Annotated in this window: 15 protein-coding genes; 10 read left to right on the forward strand and 5 right to left on the reverse strand. The window is 35.3% G+C overall.

Features of this window, described 5'->3' with window-relative positions:
- Window positions 1-37: 37 nt before the first annotated feature.
- The 10 genes from MR053_RS08915 (at window position 38) to MR053_RS08960 (ending at window position 13,235) form a co-directional block, all read left to right on the forward strand.
- Window positions 38-1,882 (forward strand): sigma 54-interacting transcriptional regulator, encoded by a 1,845-nt coding sequence (locus MR053_RS08915; RefSeq protein ID WP_242132104.1) that lies wholly within the window; start codon window positions 38-40, stop codon window positions 1,880-1,882.
- An 87-nt stretch (window positions 1,883-1,969) separates the two neighbouring features.
- Window positions 1,970-2,995, forward strand: a complete 1,026-nt coding sequence (locus MR053_RS08920) for a proline iminopeptidase-family hydrolase (protein ID WP_242132105.1) — start codon at window positions 1,970-1,972, stop codon at window positions 2,993-2,995.
- 225 nt (window positions 2,996-3,220) lie between these two features.
- The gene (locus MR053_RS08925; RefSeq protein WP_223550840.1) at window positions 3,221-3,775 is read left to right on the forward strand and encodes an OsmC family protein; all 555 of its coding nucleotides are present in this window, start codon (window positions 3,221-3,223) and stop codon (window positions 3,773-3,775) included.
- Window positions 3,776-3,871: 96 nt separating this feature from the next.
- A complete protein-coding gene (locus tag MR053_RS08930; protein WP_242132106.1) occupies window positions 3,872-7,357 on the forward strand; it encodes a 4Fe-4S binding protein in 3,486 nt (1,161 codons plus the stop codon).
- Between the two features lie 403 nt (window positions 7,358-7,760).
- A complete protein-coding gene (locus MR053_RS08935) occupies window positions 7,761-8,636 on the forward strand; it encodes a c-type cytochrome (protein WP_242132107.1) in 876 nt (291 codons plus the stop codon).
- 2 nt (window positions 8,637-8,638) lie between these two features.
- Window positions 8,639-9,316, forward strand: a complete 678-nt coding sequence (locus MR053_RS08940) for a twin-arginine translocation signal domain-containing protein (protein ID WP_223550834.1) — start codon at window positions 8,639-8,641, stop codon at window positions 9,314-9,316.
- Window positions 9,317-9,331: 15 nt separating this feature from the next.
- Window positions 9,332-9,745 (forward strand): DsrE family protein, encoded by a 414-nt coding sequence (locus tag MR053_RS08945; protein ID WP_242132108.1) that lies wholly within the window; start codon window positions 9,332-9,334, stop codon window positions 9,743-9,745.
- Between the two features lie 152 nt (window positions 9,746-9,897).
- The gene (locus MR053_RS08950; protein ID WP_242132109.1) at window positions 9,898-10,257 is read left to right on the forward strand and encodes a BlaI/MecI/CopY family transcriptional regulator; all 360 of its coding nucleotides are present in this window, start codon (window positions 9,898-9,900) and stop codon (window positions 10,255-10,257) included.
- 5 nt (window positions 10,258-10,262) lie between these two features.
- Entirely contained in the window at window positions 10,263-12,581 is a 2,319-nt protein-coding gene (locus MR053_RS08955) for a M56 family metallopeptidase (protein ID WP_242132110.1), read from the forward strand.
- Window positions 12,582-13,082: 501 nt separating this feature from the next.
- Window positions 13,083-13,235 (forward strand): SsrA-binding protein, encoded by a 153-nt coding sequence (locus MR053_RS08960; protein WP_242132111.1) that lies wholly within the window; start codon window positions 13,083-13,085, stop codon window positions 13,233-13,235.
- Between the two features lie 10 nt (window positions 13,236-13,245).
- On the opposite strand, the gene manA is transcribed toward MR053_RS08960, so the two are convergent.
- The 5 genes from manA to MR053_RS08985 form a co-directional block, all read right to left on the reverse strand.
- The gene (manA, locus tag MR053_RS08965; RefSeq protein ID WP_242132112.1) at window positions 13,246-14,454 is read right to left on the reverse strand and encodes a mannose-6-phosphate isomerase, class I; all 1,209 of its coding nucleotides are present in this window, start codon (window positions 14,452-14,454) and stop codon (window positions 13,246-13,248) included.
- Between the two features lie 275 nt (window positions 14,455-14,729).
- Window positions 14,730-15,170: a heavy-metal-associated domain-containing protein gene (locus MR053_RS08970; protein WP_242132113.1), complete on the reverse strand. Its 441-nt coding sequence runs from the start codon at window positions 15,168-15,170 to the stop codon at window positions 14,730-14,732.
- Window positions 15,171-15,201: 31 nt separating this feature from the next.
- Window positions 15,202-16,968 (reverse strand): efflux RND transporter periplasmic adaptor subunit, encoded by a 1,767-nt coding sequence (locus tag MR053_RS08975; RefSeq protein ID WP_242132114.1) that lies wholly within the window; start codon window positions 16,966-16,968, stop codon window positions 15,202-15,204.
- Window positions 16,969-16,970: 2 nt separating this feature from the next.
- Window positions 16,971-17,681, reverse strand: coding sequence for a PepSY domain-containing protein (locus tag MR053_RS08980; protein ID WP_242132115.1), 711 nt, complete (start codon window positions 17,679-17,681; stop codon window positions 16,971-16,973).
- A gap of 2 nt (window positions 17,682-17,683) precedes the next feature.
- Window positions 17,684-20,185 carry a heavy metal translocating P-type ATPase gene (locus tag MR053_RS08985; protein ID WP_242132116.1) on the reverse strand — a complete coding sequence of 834 codons (2,502 nt, stop codon included), beginning with the start codon at window positions 20,183-20,185 and terminating at the stop codon, window positions 17,684-17,686.
- Window position 20,186 lies beyond the last annotated feature (1 nt).

Raw genomic sequence — 20,186 nt, forward strand, 5'->3', positions numbered from 1 at the left:
AATAATTTTTATCTTTAACCTAGTCATTAATAGCATTATGTCCAATACAGTAACTAAAGAGCTTATAGAATTTCTTTCTTCAATTCCATTTTTTTCTGAAGTATCCGAAACGGCTTTACAAAAGCTTAGTGAAAACATTTCTGAAGAAACCTATATTAAAAACGAAAGTATTTTTAAAAAAGGCGATGAAGGGCATGCTATGTATGCTATTCGTTCTGGTGCCGTTAAAGTCCATGATAAAGGCCATATATACGACACCTTTACATCGGGTCATTGCTTTGGTGAATATGCCTTGATAGATAATGATCCCCGTTCGGCATCTATAACTGCTATTGAAAAAACTAAGGTCTTAAAAATTGAACGGGAACATTTTTTGGATTTAATGAAAAGTGATAGTGGTTTTTCACAAGGTATTTTGGCGGTTATGATTAAACGGCATAGGGAATTGGACACCATTCAAGAACGCTTGGCAACCTCTAAACTGGCTATAGAACTAGCCAACAGTAAAATGAACGGACTAATAAACGGAGCCATGGATGCCATCATTATGTTCGACAGTGACTTTAAGATTGTTCTTACCAATGCATCAGCTAACAAACTCCTTGAGAATAACGATGCACTGCACCGTAACATTCTGTTTTTTTTAGCTGATGAAAGCGCCGGTTTAATTGAAGGTATTGTAAAATCTGAAGCCTCTAAGGGACTAACCAACAAATACCTGCCCAGCTATATAAAAGTAATTGGTTCTAGTGAAACGGAAACTTTAAATGAAGGTACCATAAGTAAATATGGTAATGAAGACAACACCTACTTTACCCTTATTTTAAGAAACATTGAAGACCGTTTAATTGCTGAAGAGACCATATCCTTACTAACCAATAAAACACAATATTTAGAGGAAGAGATTCAGGAATTGACCAATAGTTATGGTATCATTGCTGAAGACCAAAGTATGAAGTCTGTTTTAAACCTCATACATCAAGTAGCAAAAACAGATGCCACGGTTTTAATACAAGGTGAAACGGGTACCGGAAAGGAATTAGTGGCAAGAGCAATCCATAAAGAAAGCAATAGAAATGATAAACCTCTTATACGGATTAACTGTGGCGCCATACCAACCAATCTTATTGAAAGTGAATTGTTTGGCCATGAAAAAGGAGCTTTTACTGGGGCTACAGCAAGCCGAAAGGGACGATTTTTATTAGCCGACAAAGGCACGATTTTTTTGGATGAGATTGGTGAGTTGCCTTTGGAACTGCAACCTAAGTTACTTAGGGTCATTCAAGAAGGTGAATTCGACCCCATAGGAAGTTCGGAAACCATCAAAGTAGATGTTAGGATTATTACAGCCACCCATAGGGACTTGTTGGAATTTTCAAAATCTGGAAAATTTAGAGAAGATCTTTACTACCGTTTAAATGTATTCCCAATTGAAGTCCCCGCCCTAAACAAAAGAGGCAACGATATTGTGCTTATTGCACAAGAAATGATTGATCGGTTTTCAAAAAAATTAAATAAACCAACTATTCATTTAAATGATACAGATGCTTCATACTTAAAGTCATACCATTGGCCAGGTAATGTACGGGAACTTCAAAATCTCATTGAACGTGCTGTTATTATATCTAATAATGGTTCTATTAATTGGCAATCAATAATTCCCAATCAGCAACCTAATGTGCAAGTAATAAACGAAGTGAAGCAAAACCGAATTCTCACCTCAAAGGAGCTGACTGCTTTAGAAAAGGAAAATATTCTAAAGGCTTTAAAACAAACCCGATGGAAAATATCGGGCAAATTTGGTGCTGCGGAGCTATTACAAATTCCTCCTACAACCCTTGCCTCAAAGATGAAAGTTTTAGGCATTGAAAGACCCATATAAAATCAGTTTTTTTGTATTTTGGTAATATAAACAACTAATTTCCAATCCATGAGACACTTCTTCTTCATTTTCGCAATTTTAGCTCTTATGAGTTGTAATAATTTATCTAATACAAAAACACAACCCAGTGAAAATTTGGATTTATCAACATCGATTAAAGAATACCACAGCTATACTAATCATGATGACCAATATACTGGAGGCATTAAAATGATACCTATACAAACGCCTAAGGGTGAATTTAAGGTATGGACCAAACGTATCGGGAACAACCCCACAATAAAAGTACTATTACTGCATGGTGGTCCTGGCATGACACATGAACTATACGAATGCTTCGATGGTTACTTTCCGCAGGAAGGCATTGAGTATTATTACTACGACCAACTCGGTTCCTTTTATAGTGACCAACCCAATGACCTATCATTGTGGGATTTACCCCGATTTGTTGAAGAAGTAGAACAGGTTAGACAAGCCCTAAACCTTAACAAGGATAACTTTTACCTATTGGGCCAGTCCTGGGGAGGTATTTTAGCTATGGAATATGCCTTAAAATACCAGCAACATTTAAAAGGCTTGATTATTTCCAATATGGTAGCTTCCATCCCAGAATACCAAAAATATTCAGATAACGTTCTAGCACCCCAATTACCGCCAGAGGTACTGGAAGAAATTATGATTTATGAAAATAACGAAGATTATGGTAACGAACGCTATTTAAACCTGGTTATGGAGCATTATTACACCGCACATATCTTAAGAAAACCACTTGACCAATGGCCAAACTCCATTAATAGAGCCATTCACCATGTAAACCCTAATGTATATGTTACCATGCAAGGCCCCAGTGAATTTGGGATAAAAGGCGATGCGACATTAAAGGATTGGGACATTAAAGACCAATTGCACAAGATAACGGTTCCTACCTTAAGCATAGGTGCAAAATATGACACTATGGATCCAGAGCACATGAAATGGATTTCACAGGAAGTAAAAAACGGACGTTACCTGTATTGTGCCAACGGCAGCCATTTATCGCAATACGATGACCAAAAGACGTATTTTGAGGGCCTTATCCGGTTTTTAAAGGATGTAGACACTAATACCTTATAGCCTAAGTTCTATTCTAATTATATTCCCAAAACAATATTCAGCTCTCACGATATTTCGTTAATATCTTACGATTTATCGTTAATTTATGATTCTTCGTAAATACATTTTGCTTTAAATTAAATTTTAATATTCTGATTTTCAATACTTTAAAATGTTTGGCATAGCGTATGCGTTTTCATTGTCAAACATTTAAAAAATCAATTAACAAATTAAAATTTAGAAAACATGATTACAACAGCAAATGTAAAAAACGGAGTAAACGTAGATCAATTAGTAGAAACTATTGGAGCCGTCCAACAAAACCCAGAATTAGCCAAATTTGAATTCAGAGCCAAAAACAACTGGATAGATGGAGGTCATTGCGTATCAAGCATTAAAAGTTTTTATGGTGTAGGTCAGGAAGACACGTCCCGTGAAGAAGCTTTCACTATGGAATGTAGTCACCCCAACGTATTATTAGGGCAAAACGAAGCCGCTACTCCTCCTGAAGTTGTATTACACGCTTTAGCTTCTTGTTTAACTGGAGCCATGGTTTATCACGCCGCTGCACATGGTATTAACATTGAAGGTGCCGAATCAAGCATTGACGGTGGTATAGATTTACAAGGCTTTTTAGGATTAAAAGCAGAAGTTCGAAAAGGTTTTGATGGCATAAAGTTTAAATTAAAAGTTAAATCTGATGCCACAGCAGAGCAACTTGAAAATTTAGCCAAATTCTCTCCGGTATTCGACATGATTACCAACCCTACCCCTGTTTCAATTGAAATTGAAAAAGCTTAATTCCTTTAAGAAGGCTATTCGTAATTGGGTAGCCTTCTTCTTCTTATTATTATTGTCCTTATCCTTTTTCACTTTTAAATACCAAAACACTAACACATGAAAGCTTCTTTCCATAGTATTTTAAACGCCAATCAAGCAGTAGCACGAATAGCTTACCAAACTAATGAGGTATTTCCTATCTATCCTATCACTCCTGCCTCTGAAATAAGTGAATTGGTTGAAGCATGGTCTGCCCAAAAACTCACCAATTGTTTTGGTAATGTTCCATCGGTGTTTCAAATGCAAAGCGAAGCAGGTGTCGCTGGAGCCATGCATGGCGCTTTACAAACCGGATCGTTGTCATCAACATTTACAGCGTCTCAAGGACTCCTTTTAATGTTACCCAACATGTACAAAATAGCAGGTGAATTAACCCCTAACGTAATTCATGTGGCCACAAGAAGTGTTGCCACGCATGCCTTGTCCGTTTTTGGTGATCACAGCGACATTATGGCTGTTCGACAATCAGGTTATGCTATGCTAGGAAGTGCTTCGGTACAGGAAGCCCAAGATTTTGCGTTGATAGCCAAAACGGCATCATTGGAATCAAGAATACCATTTGTACATTTTTTTGATGGCTTTAGAACCTCACATGAAATTGCCAAAATAGAAACCATCTCTAATGATGTTATTAAATCTATGATGAGTTCAAAAGCAATCGAATCGCATAAGGCCAGAGCATTAAATCCTAATAACCCTGTTATTAGGGGCACGGCCCAAGGTCCTGATGTATTTTTTCAAAGTAGGGAGAGCATAAATTCTTTTTATAATGCCTGCCCGAATATTGTTCAAAAACACATGGATGCTTTTGCCTTAAAAACTAACCGACACTACAAGTTATTTGAATACGTAGGAGATCCCAAAGCAGAGCAAATCATTGTTGCCATGGCTTCATCAACTGAAACCATTGAAACTACCATAAAACACCTTAATCAGCAGGGTAACAAATTCGGGTTAATAAAGGTTCGTTTATTTAGGCCGTTTAGTATGGAGCATCTGCTGCAAGCCCTTCCTAAAACCACTAAATCCATTGCCGTTTTAGACCGTACTAAAGAACCGGGAAGTACTGGGGAGCCCTTGTACCTCGATGTGTTAAAATCCATTACCGAGGCATATCAAAATGACTTAATACACTCGTTTCCAAAAATTTTTGGCGGACGCTATGGCTTATCTTCAAAAGAATTTAACCCTGTAATGGTTCAAGCTGTTTTTGATAACTTAAAAAAAGATAAACCTAAAAACAATTTTACTGTTGGCATTCATGATGATGTTACAAAACTAAGCCTGGAATACAATAATACACCTCTTTTTAATGACAACACATACCAAGCCATTTTTTATCAAGAAAAAAATGATTCTAACAACAAAAGCTTTGCAAATACTATAAAACTATTAGGTAAAAACAGCTATATACAAGGCTATACCCAAATAAGTTACAAGAAATCCAACGCTTATGATATTGCTCATTTGCGACTCAGTAAAACCAAAATAAAAGCACCTTATCTTATTGATGAGGCTGATTTTTTAGCATGCCACAATATTAACCTTAGAGAAAATGGTTCCATCATAAAAAATATAAAAGCCAAAGGAATACTTTTAGTTAATACCTCTTTGCAAACAGATATGTTTTGGCAATCACTTTCTTGTAAAACACAACAGTACATTATAAACAAACAAATTGATTTACGCATTGTAGATCTTACTAAACTTAACAATATCATTCCTTTAAAGAATATTAATATTAACGCATTACACGCTTGCTTTTTATCCATTAAAAATGAAAACGTTGATAATGATGAAAAAAACACTTTATTCTTAGACGACTTTATTAATAAGGTCAACATTTCAACTCCTTTCAAGGAAGAAAAAACAGTTCCATTTAGCGATGATTTCTACAATACCTTACTTGGAAAGATGCTATCAAACAAAGGTGATGAAATTTCCGTAAGCTCATTACCAGTTGATGGCACCTATCCTACCAATACATCAGTCTTCAATACGCCTCAAAACAGTTCATTTTTCCCAAAATGGAATACCGATTTATGCACCCAATGTGGGGCATGCAGCATGGCTTGTCCGCAAGCGGCATTACGCATTAAAGTATATGATGATTCGTACTTAGAAAGTTCGCCAAGAGCCATGAAGTATATGGCATCCAATGATTTCGACTTAAAGAACTATACCATACAAATCAATCCAGACCAATGTAATGGTTGTAATAATTGTATTGATGCTTGTCCAGCAAAAGCTTTAAAAGCGACTCACAAAGAGCCCAATCTTACTAAAGAGCAGATAAATTGGAATTATTTTGAAAGCATCCCTGAGTTCGATAGAAATAAAATAGATGTAACAAAAATAAGTCAGCAACAATTACAAGAACCTTTATTTAAATATGCCACAGGTATTAAAGGTTGCGGCGAAGCACCATATCTAAAATTAATGTCCCAGCTTTTTGGCAACAGATTGCTTATAGCAAATGCTACTGGCGCCAGTTCTATATTTGGAGGTGCATTGCCAACAACGCCTTGGTCTAAAAATAGCAAAGGACAAGGGCCGGCTTGGTCCAACTCATTATTTGAGGATAATGCCGAATTTGGTTTAGGATTTAGAATGTCTATCAACCAGCAAGAACAACAAGCCAAAACATTATTAAAGGATTTGGCAACAGAACTTCCTTTTAATTTGGTCTATGACATTTTAAATGCAGAACAAACTGATGAAATTGGTATCAATGAACAACGCCAAAGGATAACATCCTTAAAAACCATATTGAAAAACATTGACTCTGAAGATTCAGAAAAGCTTTTAAAGCTAGCAGATAGTTTCATTAAAAAAAGTGTATGGATTGTTGGTGGTGATGGCTGGGCTTATGATATAGGATATGGCGGATTAGATCATGTATTGGCTTCTGGTGAAAATGTGAATATTTTAGTTCTAGACAATGAAGTTTACGATAACACAGGTGGCCAAGCTTCCAAAGCTACTCCTTTTGGTGCCCAAGCAAAATTTGACTTCAATGGTAAAACCAAACAGAAAAAGGATCTTGGACTTTTGGCAATGAATTACAATGATGTTTATGTCGCTTCTGTAGCCATAGGTGCCGACCAAGAGCAAACCTTAAAAGCATTTAACGAGGCCGAGAACTTTAATGGGCCATCGATAATAATAGCTTATTGCCATAGCGATTCACATGGCATAGATATGACAAAACCTTATCAATACCACAAAGCAGCTGTAAATTCTGGACAATGGTTGTTATACAGACATGATCCTAGAAAAACAAAAGCCTTACAGCTAGATTCGAATGAACCTTCAATTAAAATCGAAGATTATTTGAAATTAGAAGGTCGCTTTAAAAAACTGTTCAAGAAAAACAAGGAAGCTTTAATACCTTGGCTAAGACAGTATCAAAAGGTAATTGATAAAAGATTTGATAATTATTTGATGCGTTCATCTTCAACTTTTATAAACCGATCTAAGATTATTTCTAACAATAGAATTTTTAAAAGCTTAAAACCAGTAACACGTCATCATATTAATTAATAATCTAAAAAACTTAATCCTTTACATGCTAAACACAAGACATGAATTATCAAAAAATAAAACCTATAAATATACAATGCATGCTATTTTTTTGTAATTTAACCCTATACTTTTCTCCTATGATTTGGCTATATATAGCATGCCCCTAGTCTATCCACCACAAAATCATGCCTCAGATTTATTGATAAACATAGCCACTAAAAAAGTTTAATGCTTTTATGTTCTAACATAAATTTTAAAGAAATAAATGGAAATACTTAAGCCTTATAAGAGAATAGTAAAACGCATATTGATGTATTTTGTTGCGCTATTGAGCTTAGCTTTCATTTTTATGCTCTATTGTTTTGATGCTTTACCCAAAAATTTATTCAAATCTAAATTTGCCCCTTCAAAATTATATTATATGAATTATGACATATCCCAATTAAACAACTCAAAAGACAACGAGTTGCTAAAATATGGATACGAACTGTTCTTAAATACCCCAAAATACATTGGCCCTGATAATGGTGATCCAAAAATGATATATCAAGGTAACCGATTGGCATGTAAAAACTGTCATTTAGACTTAGGCACCAAGCCTTACTCTGCTCCCTTAATAGGAATCATACAACGATTTCCACAATACAGGGGTAGGGAAAATAAAATAGGTACCATCGAAGAACGTATTAACGGTTGCATGGAACGTAGTATGAATGGAAAAATGTTACCAGAAGAAAGCAAAGAAATGCAAGCAATAGTGACTTATCTTGATTGGTTAAGTCGATATGCACCAAAAGATGGCAAAATTAAGGGCACTGGGTTTTTAAAAATTGAAATCCCAAACAGGGCTGTAGATTTAAACCATGGTGAAACTGTTTTTATTAAGCACTGTGTTGTCTGCCATGGTGAAGATGGCCAAGGCATTATGTCCTCTAATGGTTACACTTATGAGTATCCTCCTTTATGGGGAGCTAACTCCTTTAATCACGGAGCCGGTATGACCCGAGTTATTACGGCAGCCCAATTTATTAAAGGGAACATGCCATTTGGAACGACTTACGACACTCCTGTGTTAACCGATGAAGAAGCTTATGATGTAGCAGGTTATATAAATTCACAGGACCGCCCAAAGAAATCAAATCCAGAGAAAGATTTTCCCGACCTTAAGAAAAAACCTGTATCTACACCTTACCCGCCTTATGCAGATAACTTTTCGGTTGAACAACATCAAAAAGGACCTTTTCAACCTATTATAAAATATTATAAGGAAAAATTTAACATCACTAAAACCAAGTAATTATGAAAACAATGAACGACAATTCAAGAAGACGGTTTCTAGGTGCTTTGGCACTTGGGGCAACTGCAAGTACCATCTCTGTACTTTCAAACCCAATGTATGCCAACACGTCTATTTTTACCGACAAAAAAATGAATGAAACAGAAGATTGGTTCGATAAGATTAAAGGGACCCACCGTATTGTTTATGATGGTTCTACACCTCACATGGGGCTTCCTGTGTTGTGGAACTGGGCATTTTACCTGTCCAACAACTCAACGGGCTCACCTGATAGCGATATTACCGCTATGACCGTCATACGTCATACCGGATTATGCCTAGCATTTAAGGATGAACTATGGGCAAAATATAAGATGGGTGAATTCTTTGGTGTAAAAGATCATACTGGAGACTTCGCAGTGCGTAATCCATTTTACGAACCACAAGATGGCGATTACCCTATAAACGGACCTGGAGGCATAAAAAGTCTTAACGAGAGGGGCGCCATGTTCTGCGCATGCGATTTAGCCACTAAAGTATATAGCAATAAAGTCGCTGAGAAAATGGGAATGAATCCAGAAGAAGTTTACGAAGAATGGGTAAATGGTATGCTGGATGAAGTGAAATTGGTGCCATCGGGTGTATGGGCACTAGCTAGAGCACAGGCTCGAGGCTGTGGCTATGTTTTTGCTGGCGAATAATATAAATACAAGATTATGAAACGTCTATTAAATACTGTGTTTGTATTACTATTTTCCACAATAGTCTTTGCACAGGAAAAACCCGTAAAAATTGTATTCGATGTAACTAGCAGCAATACCAAAGTCCATGAATCGACTATTAGACATGTAAAGGCCATGTCTAACGCTTATCCAGATTCCAAGTTTGAAGTCGTTATGTATAGTGGCGCTATGGATATGGTTTTAAAGAATAAATCTGTAGTAGCAGACGATTTGGAAATGCTAGCCAAAAAAGACAATATCGATTTTGTTATCTGTGAAGGCACCATGAAACGCCATAATGTTGATTCAACGCAATTAATAACTGGCGTTAGAAGCGTTCCTGATGGCATTTTAGAAATAATTGAAAAGCAAAAAGAAGGTTGGGGCTATATTAAAGAAAGTCAATAGTCAACACCAATCCAAATCATTTAGGCTGAATTGTTTAACACTATCCAATTCAGCCTTTTTTATATCTTAAAACTAAATTATTCGTTACAAAACGTAAATTTTAGTTGTATAACTACTAAAATAGTTATATGTTTGTAGCAAATATTTTTATTATGCAAAAACTAACGAATAAAGAAGAAGAGGTCATGCATATTTTATGGAAGCTAGAAAAAGCCTTTGTAAAAGACGTACTTGCCGAAATAAAAGAAGACAAACCACACTACAACACCCTATCGACTATTATCCGTCATTTAGAAGATAAGGGCTATGTAAGTTACAATGCTTATGGTAAGACACACCAATACTACCCTATTGTTAGTAAAGAAGCCTATAGAAAAAAATTCATGAACACTGCAATAGAGCATTACTTCAACAACTCCTATAAAAACGTGGTATCGTTTTTTGCCAAAGAAGAAAAAATTAGTGTCGAGGATCTAAGGGAAATTATAAACCTAATTGAAAGCAAAAAGTAATTGCTATGGAATATTTACTTAAAGCAAGCTTAGTCCTCATTATTTTTTACGGCTGCTATAAACTGTTTCTACAACGCGATACCTTTTTTCAGTCCAATCGTTGGTTTTTGTTAATAGGATTACTAACGACATTTACCTTACCTTTTGTTATCATTCCTATTTATATTGAATACACGCCTACCCCTATAGAACATCTGGTTTTTAATGAACCTATAACAACTGAAGAAACTATTGAAACCCCAGTTTCTTTATGGTATTATTTAGGCATTATCTATTTAATTGGCTTTAGTTTTTTTGCCTTACGGTTTTGCATTCAATTGGTATCCTTACTTTGGTTGATTGTTAATAACAAGAAACACAAACAACACGGATATACCTTAATTGAAACCACCAATAACACGCCTCCATTTTCATTTTTTAGGTGGATGGTCTATAACCCCAAGCAATTTAACAGTAAAGAACTAAAGCATATTATTTCGCACGAACGTGTACACGTCAAGCAATATCATACGTTAGACATTATTATATCACAATTGGCATCCATTACCTTTTGGTTTAATCCCATAAGCTGGTTTTACAAAAAGGATTTACAGCAGAACCTTGAGTTTATTGCAGATTATAAAGCGTTGAATAACACGTTTTGCACAAAAAGCTATCAGGAATTACTACTAAAAACCAGTGTTCCCGATTTTAAAATGGCACTGACCAATAATTTTTATTCATCATTAATCAAAAAACGAATCGTTATGTTACACAAATCAAAATCAAAAAAACAAAATCTGTTTAAGTATGCCTTCGTACTTCCCTTTTTAGCCCTGTTTTTAATGAGCTTTAATATTGAAGAGGTTTATGTTGCTCAGGCTTTGGGAAAAGACACAAATATTAAGAAGGAAAAACTGTTGAATAACATAGACCTAAAAGAAATTAACCCTGCAAACACTTATAATACTTCCCAAATACCAACATCAAAAGATATTACAATTATTTTCAACAAAGACTTAACTGACAGCGACCTTCAAATCATTAAAAAAGATCTGTATAATGAAGATATCATATTTACCTATACAAATGTTAAGCGTAATAGCAAAGGAGAAATTTTAAGTATTTTAACCAAATTTGAAACTAAAGGAGGAGGGTACGTTTCAAATAATCCTAGAATTATTAAAAATGCCATTGAACCCTTTGTTTTTTATAAAAATGAATCCTCTTTTGGTGTACGTCCCTTAAACCCAAAAGTTAAAGAAATACAAGATAAAATTAACCTAACGCCATTTAGCGTTACAATTACTAAGGATTTTACAAACCAAGACTTAGAAGATGCCATTGCAAAAGCTAAAGCACATGGTACAATGCTTAATTTTAGTGAAATTAAACGAAACACCAAAAATGAAATTATAGCTATCCATGCAAAATTCAAGAATGATAATGGTGCTGGTTCGATAACCCTTAACGCATTAAATCCAATAAACCCCTTTGCTTATAATCAAGATAACTCTGGATTCGGATTTGGAAAACCAAGAGATTCTAGCACTAAAACAAAAACCTATTCGTATACTATCAAAGCTGACACTTTGAACTTTACACGAGGAAGTAATATGAAATCATCAGATTCTCTTAACTTTTACACATACAATATCTCTAACGATACGATAATTATAAAAGGGTTAAGTACAATCCAAGGAAAAGAACCGCTTTATATTATAGATAGTGTTGAGGTTGGCCCTGAACGCATAAAAAGTATACTTCCAAATAGAATACAGTCTGTTACCGTTTTAAAAGATGCTGCATCAGTCTCTATTTATGGTGAAAAAGCTAAAAATGGCGTAGTCATAATTACAACAAAAAAAGATTGGGAAACCAAGTTTATTGTTGGCAAACCTTTTAATTCTGAAAATAATCAAGAAGAGTTTGTTATTACTGGTACTGTTATCAATACAAAAGGCTTGGGTTTACCTGGCACCGAGATTGAAATTAAAGGAAGGGATGAAGGAGCAGTGTCTGATTTTGATGGCAACTATTCAATAAAAGTCACTAAAGGAGATGTCCTTATTTTTAGTTATAAAGGAATGGCTACAAAAGCGGTCACAATTAATAATGACAATAAAGTAAATGTTATATTAGAAAAAAATAACACAACAATTTTTGAAGAATTTCGAAAAGCGCTTTTTATTATAGATGGCAAAGAAGAAACCTACACAGGGCTTGAAAATTTAGATCCAAACACCATTGAATCCATAACTGTGCTTAAAAACAAAGCTGCAATAGAAAAATACGGTGACAAAGGAAAAAACGGGGTTATAATAATCACGACAAAAAAAGACTAGCTCAAACCTAGATTTAATTCAATTAAGACACTCTGAAATGAGTGTCTTTTTTTATACTCAAAAGTTTCACAAAAAGATGAAATCTAAAAAAACCCACCGGTTTTAAACAAAACTGGTCTAGGTTAAAAAATTTAGTGTTAAAAATCCCCTACAATTATTTCAATTTATAATAATATTAAATAAATATATTACATATAAAAACTTAATCGTAGATATAAAGTTCTATATTGTAATTTATTGCATTTTTTTACTTACATATTTGTATTTAAATCCATGAATTTCCATTAAAACCTTTGGAACTAGGGTGCTTTTACATATATATTGAAAACTCAATTGCAAAACAAAGTATATTTTATTAACCCTAAACTCGAAAATTATGATAACACTTGCTGAAATAATAATCGATTTAATTCTATCGATTATTGTCTAAAAAACCAAAAAGTAAAGCTTAGTCTAGAATAAGTTTTACTATTTTTACCTTGATTAAGAATGGTTTGATAAATGAAAAAGCAGGTTTTTAAAGTTTTAGCAAAGGTTAATAAAGCAATACTTCCTAGTTATTCAAAAAAGAATTTAGATTTAGCAAAAGCCAGTAAGTTCCAATTGGTAATTATTGGCTGGCGATGGTATGTTACCCGAAACGCTATAGATTAAGTACATGCCTTTATGGCGTTGTCGCTTTATATAGTTTAGCCGATGGCGTCAATGCCCTTATTCCATAGTCACAATTGGCTTCTAAGAAGACCGATTCTCCTTTAGACAACATTGATATCTTATCGGCTTCAGAAACTTCTACTTTACCGTCAATAACTATTAAAATCTGGGCAGACTTTGCCTTTGACTGGTAATTTTTAGAATCAAGCACTACTATTTTGCTCAATTCAAAATCTGGTGCGGGCGTTTTGTACACGCGTTCCATCCCGTCGGTTTGCAGCTCACCTACCATCACATTTGGAATGGTCGCTTCAAAAGCTACATGCTTAAGCAATTCAGGCACGTCAACATGCTTAGGAGTTAATCCTCCTCGCAATACATTATCGGAATTCGCCATAAGCTCCATATTCTGCCCCTCTAAGTAGGCATGAGGAATGCCCGCATCCTGAAAAACAGCTTCCCCAGAGTTTACCTTCACGATATTAAAAAAGTAAATGGAGTAAATCCCTTTATCAAAATTCGTTTTATCTTCAGCAGCATCAACAGCTTTGGCAGCCCAATAATCCGGGCTTGATTTTTCTAGTGTTCCAGACTGGTATAACGGCAGAATACGTTTCGTTAAAGGCCTTAGTACAGCATTGCATTCATCAGTTGTTTGTTCCATAACATTTTTGTACAAGCCCAAGTAACCTTCATTAGCAAAAACAGGCAATAAATAGTTAAACTCTGGAACATCTTGCAGTATTTTAATTAGCTTATCTCTAGTCAAAAAACCATGAAGCAACCAAAATTCACTTAACGCAACCATAATCTCAGGTTTATGGTTATCATCCTTATAATTTCTATGGCTTGCCGTAATGGGAATGCCTAATTCATTTTCGGTCTTAAAGCCTTTTTCGGCTTCTTTTTTAGTGGGATGTACTTGTATGGACAACATGTCATGAACATCTAGAACCTTAAACAGAAAAGGTAATCTTCCAAAAGTTTTGGCCACATCAGTTCCCAAAGCAGCACTAAGATTAGAATTTAAAAATTCATTTAATGGTAATCGTTCTCCAGATGATGTTTCAATCACAGAAGGGGCATTGTCATGGGCCCCTAACCAATATTCGGCATATGTTTTATTATCTGGGGTCATTCCCAAAAGGTTTGGAATAAAGGTTTTGCCTCCCCAAGCATAGTATTGCAGTTTTCCCTTTAGTATATGTAATTTCGACATTTTATCTTAATACAATTTTAAGCAGCTAATATTAGCCTACAAATTTAAGTTAAACCTAACTAATATTGGGCTATTATTTAATTTTACCAAAGGGTTAAAGCCATAATACTTTTTTGGTTTTAATTGCATTATGGCTTTTAATTCTATCCTAGATCCTAAACCCTCTTTTTTATTGGCATAACCGAGAGGATATAAGCATTTATTATTGAATTACTTATGAAAGGTTTATAAATAATGTCAAAGAGAAGGATGTTTAGCCTCGGTTATCTTAAAAATTAATGTTCGTGAATGGAAGAGTCCGTTTCTTTATTCTCACCTGTTTGATTCATTAACATAGTATGGTCATATTGACAACATCCCGGTAAATTGTTATAAGCCTCTTCGCTTCCTAATACTTTTTCGGTATCGTAACCCGAAGCTGCAATTGCATTATGAACAGCCATTTCATCTGTTTTTGAACCATCAAAAGACACATCAATTTTCTTTTTGTTTTTATCCCAATTGGCAGTTGCAACACCTTCAACACTATTTGCAGCTTTTTCAATGGTCCTTTTACACATACCACAATTACCTCTTACGCCAAAAGACAACTCTGTCATTGCGATTTCTTTTGAAACTTCAGTAGTTGTAGTATCTACTTCTTTTTTTGATTCGTTTTTACAACTTGTAAAAACCATAGTTACTATTACAGCTGCACTTAGAATGACTCTTTTCATTGTTTAAAATTTAATTATTATTTGTGTTAATTTATTCTATTACTTGTTTTACTTCTCCACAGGTAAGCATGGCGTCTCCAAAATAGGGATTGAACACCTTTTCCTCCTTGCTCATCCAATAGCCACCCTTGTTGTTGTCTGCCATGGGGCAAAATTCAACAAATACCTTTTCGTTAATCCCAAATAACTGTACGGCTCTTATTAAATGCAGGGATAACGCTTTAAAGCTGGCTCTTTGCTCTTCAATATCTTCTGAATTTGAAATTAATGTTGCCAAAGACTCAATTTCCTTTTCCAGTTCTTCCCAATGGTCCTGTGCCTTGCCCTTTATTTCAATATCTATTTTTGATAAACTGGTTAATAGTTTTTTTGAATCTTCCATAGCATTACTGCCCTGCCCCTTGACCAGATTACTTTTTAAATCGATATAATTATCATAAACCTGTTTTAGATAGTTCTGGAATTTCTTTGAAACTTCCAACCTTTCTGTATTACTGGTATATCCATCACCATTTTTAGATCTGTTGTTTCCTGTGCTTAAATGCTCTTCATGGCCGATGACCACCTTCCCGGTACCATCATTCATCATAGATTTTTTACCTTGCAACTGTGCAGCTGCATCAACAGTAAACGTACCATTGGTGACTATTTCATTTCCAGCAAACAAACCTTCTAACACCTCATAGCTATCTCCTATTTTGTTTCCTAAAGACACTTCTTTCATTTCAAAAATGGGTGCATTGGGATTTGTTTTGAGATACACAACAGAACGTTCGCCTGTCCAAAGAATTGCTGAAGACGGAATGACCAACACTTCATTTGAGGTGTTTTTAGCCCCTTCAATTTTAGCAGATACGAACATGCCTGGTTTAAAAACACCATCCTTATTATTTAAAACCACCCGTAGATTTACCGTTCTCGTTTTGGTATTTAAAACTGGGTCTATAAAGTTAACCGTTCCTTTAAATGATGCGTTGGGATAGGCATTTGTGTATATGACAACGCCCTGCCCTTTTTTAAAAAGATCTATTTGATTTTCATACACGTCAAAATTTGCCCAAACGGTATTTAAGTTTGCGATTTTAAATAAGGCTTGACCCTGTTTAATATAATCGCCTTGCTCAACCAATTTTTCGATAACTGTTCCAGAAACCGTGGCATATACAGGAAAATTTTCCAATACTTTGCCTGAACTTTCAACTTGGTTGATTTGATTTTCAGATAGTTTCCAAAGCTTCAACTTATTTCGAACTGCTTTATACAATTCAGGTTGCGTTTCCTTTAAAGATGCTGTTGTTAGTAACTCTTGTTGGGCGGCATACAATTCGGGAGAATAAATGGTCGCCAACAACTGGCCCTTACGTACTTCTTCGCCAGTAAAACTGATGTTTAAACCTTCTATTCTACCAGAAAAATAACTAACCTGTACTGCATTGGTTTCTTCATTCTCCACTATTTTACCTGATAATTTTAAGGCTTTATTACCTGTAGTATCCTCCATGTCAACAACAGTAGTTTGTATGTTGGCTAACGCCAAAGCATTTGGCGTTAACTTAAACTGGTCTGCGGTCAAACCATCTGCAGTCACTTCGGCAGGAATTAAATCCATCCCACAAATAGGGCAATCGCCAGGTTCTGGTTGCATAATTTGAGGATGCATTGAGCAGGTCCACAAATGTTTAGATCCTGCAACTTCGTTAGTATCTTGGTTTTCTTGATTAGATGAGCCGCCAAAAAGCAACCACCCCAAAAACAAGCCAAACAGTAATATACCTGAATAGATAATATATTTTTTCATTTTTATTTGTTTTTTCTTTTTAAAATATTTCTTATTGTTGGTGATGATGTATACCATAGTAAAAAGCCACTTAAAACTGTTATTAATCCCAAAAGGGAAAAAGCTCTTAAAACAGTAGTATTGAAATTATCCCTGCTTTCATAATCCATTGTGTGAGTCATCCATAAAAAGTCAAACCAACGCCATCTACGATGTTTTACAGTTTGAAATTGACCATCCGCAACTGAAACATAGGCTTTTAAAACATCATCTGTTTTATATGAAATGACGTAAGCCGGCAATAATCGTTCACGATATTCGTGATGCTTATCCACTGCTTCTATTTTTTCTACAGAAGTTACTTCCAAATTGTTTTTCAAATAACTTTGTGCAACATAAAGAGCCTCTTCTTCTGTAATGCCAGATTTAGGATTTCCATTTAATGCATTAAATAACCACTTTTGGTTTATCCAGTAGTAAGGTGTGTTATTTATGTCTCTTAAATCAATAGTTTGAATACCATTGTCTATATTAAGTTGAGAGGGATTAATTAGATTTTTAAATGCTTTGGGTTGACGATCTAGATTTTTATAATGGTCTCCGTGAATATCATCAATATCCGTCCAACTAAAATACAAACCACTAATTGTCCAAAACAGAAATTGGATTCCCAAAAACAAACCTAAATAGCGGTGCGTTTTTCTAATTTTTAATGCTGTGTGCCTGTTTATCATAATTAAATATTGATACTTCTTAACCTTAACGCATTTGCTATTACCGATACCGAACTAAAGCTCATGGCCAATGCAGCAATCATGGGGGATAATAATATCCCAAAAAACGGAAACAAAACACCTGCTGCAATGGGTACACCCAAGGTATTGTAAATAAGAGCAAAGAACAGATTTTGCTTAATGTTTGTCATTATAGCATTGCTTAAATAACGTGCTTTAACTATACCTTGCAAATCTCCTTTAACGAGGGTTATCATAGCACTTTCAATAGCTACATCTGTTCCTGTTCCCATAGCAATACCCACATCACTTTTTGCCAATGCCGGTGCGTCGTTAATACCATCACCAGCCATGGCCACTACTTTACCGCTTAATTGCAACTTCCCTACTTCCTTAAGTTTGTCTTCTGGCAACATACCAGCCAGAAATTCCGCAAGATTTAATTCTGAAGCCACTGCTTGAGCAGTTTCGTGATTATCGCCTGTTAACATTACCACATCAACTCCTGTGTTTTGTAGTGCTTTAATAGCTTTTGCACTGGTTTCCTTTATTTTATCACCAATAACTACATAACCAACCACATTATTATCTATAGCAAGATAAGACACCGTTTTACCTTGTTTTTGATAGCTTTTAGCTTCCTCTTCCATTATGGGTGTTACTAAGGCATTAGCATATTCCATCATTTTTGGGTTACCCAGTGACACTTTTTTTCTATTGATCTCGGCCATAACACCTTTTCCAGTTACTGCCCTAAAATTGTTAGATTTTAATATTTCTGCATTATGCTCTTTACCATATTTAATGGTGGCTTCCGCTAGTGGATGTTCACTGTTTGTGTTTAACGAAACGATGTGGTTAAGCACTTCATTTTTATTGAAACCATTACTAAAAGCACTTACCTTTTGAACGGTTGGCTTACCTTCGGTTATGGTTCCTGTTTTATCTATTATTAGTGTATTAACTTTATTCATTTTTTCGAGTGCTTCAGCGTTTTTAATTAACACCCCATTTTGGGCACCTTTACCCACACCAACCATTACCGACATTGGTGTTGCTAAGCCCAAAGCACAAGGGCAAGCAATTATCAAGACTGAAATAGCATTGACCAACGCATAAACATACGCAGGGGCAGGGCCCCAAATTGACCAAACAATAAAGGTGATAACTGAAATCATCACTACTAATGGAACAAAATAACCAGATACTTTATCGGCTAAATTCTGGATTGGTGCACGACTTTTACTAGCATCATTCACCATTTGGATGATTTGGGAAAGCATGGTATTACTTCCCACTTTTTCAGCTTTCATCAAAAAGGCCTGATTGCCGTTAATTGTTCCGCTACTTACCTTGTCATCCTTTATTTTGTTTACCGGAATAGGTTCACCTGTAATCATGGATTCATCAACACTGGTTTCGCCTTCTGTTATAATGCCATCTACAGGAATTTTGTCGCCCGGTTTTACTTTTAAAATATCTCCTATTTCAATCGTATCAATGCCAACTTCCACCTCTTCACCATCAAGTATTTTAATGGCTTTATTAGGTGCTAACTTCAATAATTCCTTTACAGCCGAATTGGTTTTACTATGCGCTCGCGCTTCTAATAATTGCCCCAATAAGACCAAGGTTAAAATAACCGTAGCAGCTTCAAAATAAACATGTACCGCACCAGATTCAGTTTTAAACTGCTCGGGGAACACATTTGGAAACAACATACCAATAACGCTAAACAACCATGCCACACCTGCACCAATACCAATAAGTGTAAACATATTCAGGTTCCACGTTTTAATACTTTTGTATGCGCGTTCAAAAAACATCCAAGTAGAATGAAATACTACCGGAATCGATAAAACCAATTGTATCCAATTCCAATATTTCTGTTCCATTATATCATACAACACATTGTTTTTGAACATTTCACTCATTGCTATCAAAAAAATGGGTAGCGTAAATGCCGTAGCCAACCAAAACTTTTTCAAAAGTTTTTTATAGGTCTTTTCTTCTGCTGAAAGGTCTGGTTGCATTGGTACTAAATCCATACCACAAATAGGACATGGCCCTGCTTCCTCTTTTACAATTTCGGGATGCATAGGACAAGTCCATTGTTCAACCGATACTTTAGATAGATTTTGTTCCTCCACCAAATCCATTCCACAAACAGGACAATCACCATGTTTATCATAGGTTTTATCGCCTTCGCAATGCATTGGACAATAAAATATACCTGTGCCTTTTCCTTTTGATTCCTTTTCTTTTTTTGGTTCTAAATGATGGCTGTGTTCACCTTGATTATGAATACTATATCTATCACCATCATCTTTTAAAACCTTTTGAAGGGTTTCCAAAGGAATATGCTGTTCCATTTCGATAGTCGCTTCGGCTTTCTCAAGATTAACCGATACTTTAGAAACACCTGTTACTTTTGAAAGTGTTTCTTCTACGTGACTGCGACACCCGTTACAGGTCATTCCATGTATATGATAAGTGTGTTCCATT

Origin of the sequence: Aestuariivivens marinum (assembly GCF_022662175.1) — a bacterium.
GTDB lineage: Bacteria > Bacteroidota > Bacteroidia > Flavobacteriales > Flavobacteriaceae > Aestuariivivens > Aestuariivivens marinum.

Excerpts from the sequence above, each read along its gene's own strand:
- MR053_RS08915 (WP_242132104.1), top strand. The coding sequence starts at position 38 with ATGTCCAATACAGTAACTAAAGAGCTTATAGAATTTCTTTCTTCAATT.
- MR053_RS08920 (WP_242132105.1), top strand. The coding sequence starts at position 1,970 with ATGAGTTGTAATAATTTATCTAATACAAAAACACAACCCAGTGAAAAT.
- MR053_RS08925 (WP_223550840.1), top strand. The coding sequence starts at position 3,221 with ATGATTACAACAGCAAATGTAAAAAACGGAGTAAACGTAGATCAATTA.
- MR053_RS08930 (WP_242132106.1), top strand. The coding sequence starts at position 3,872 with ATGAAAGCTTCTTTCCATAGTATTTTAAACGCCAATCAAGCAGTAGCA.
- MR053_RS08935 (WP_242132107.1), top strand. The coding sequence starts at position 7,761 with ATGAATTATGACATATCCCAATTAAACAACTCAAAAGACAACGAGTTG.
- MR053_RS08940 (WP_223550834.1), top strand. The coding sequence starts at position 8,639 with ATGAAAACAATGAACGACAATTCAAGAAGACGGTTTCTAGGTGCTTTG.
- MR053_RS08945 (WP_242132108.1), top strand. The coding sequence starts at position 9,332 with ATGAAACGTCTATTAAATACTGTGTTTGTATTACTATTTTCCACAATA.
- MR053_RS08950 (WP_242132109.1), top strand. The coding sequence starts at position 9,898 with ATGCAAAAACTAACGAATAAAGAAGAAGAGGTCATGCATATTTTATGG.
- MR053_RS08955 (WP_242132110.1), top strand. The coding sequence starts at position 10,263 with ATGGAATATTTACTTAAAGCAAGCTTAGTCCTCATTATTTTTTACGGC.
- MR053_RS08960 (WP_242132111.1), top strand. The coding sequence starts at position 13,083 with ATGAAAAAGCAGGTTTTTAAAGTTTTAGCAAAGGTTAATAAAGCAATA.
- manA (WP_242132112.1), bottom strand. The coding sequence starts at position 14,454 with ATGTCGAAATTACATATACTAAAGGGAAAACTGCAATACTATGCTTGG.
- MR053_RS08970 (WP_242132113.1), bottom strand. The coding sequence starts at position 15,170 with ATGAAAAGAGTCATTCTAAGTGCAGCTGTAATAGTAACTATGGTTTTT.
- MR053_RS08975 (WP_242132114.1), bottom strand. The coding sequence starts at position 16,968 with ATGAAAAAATATATTATCTATTCAGGTATATTACTGTTTGGCTTGTTT.
- MR053_RS08980 (WP_242132115.1), bottom strand. The coding sequence starts at position 17,681 with ATGATAAACAGGCACACAGCATTAAAAATTAGAAAAACGCACCGCTAT.
- MR053_RS08985 (WP_242132116.1), bottom strand. The coding sequence starts at position 20,185 with ATGGAACACACTTATCATATACATGGAATGACCTGTAACGGGTGTCGC.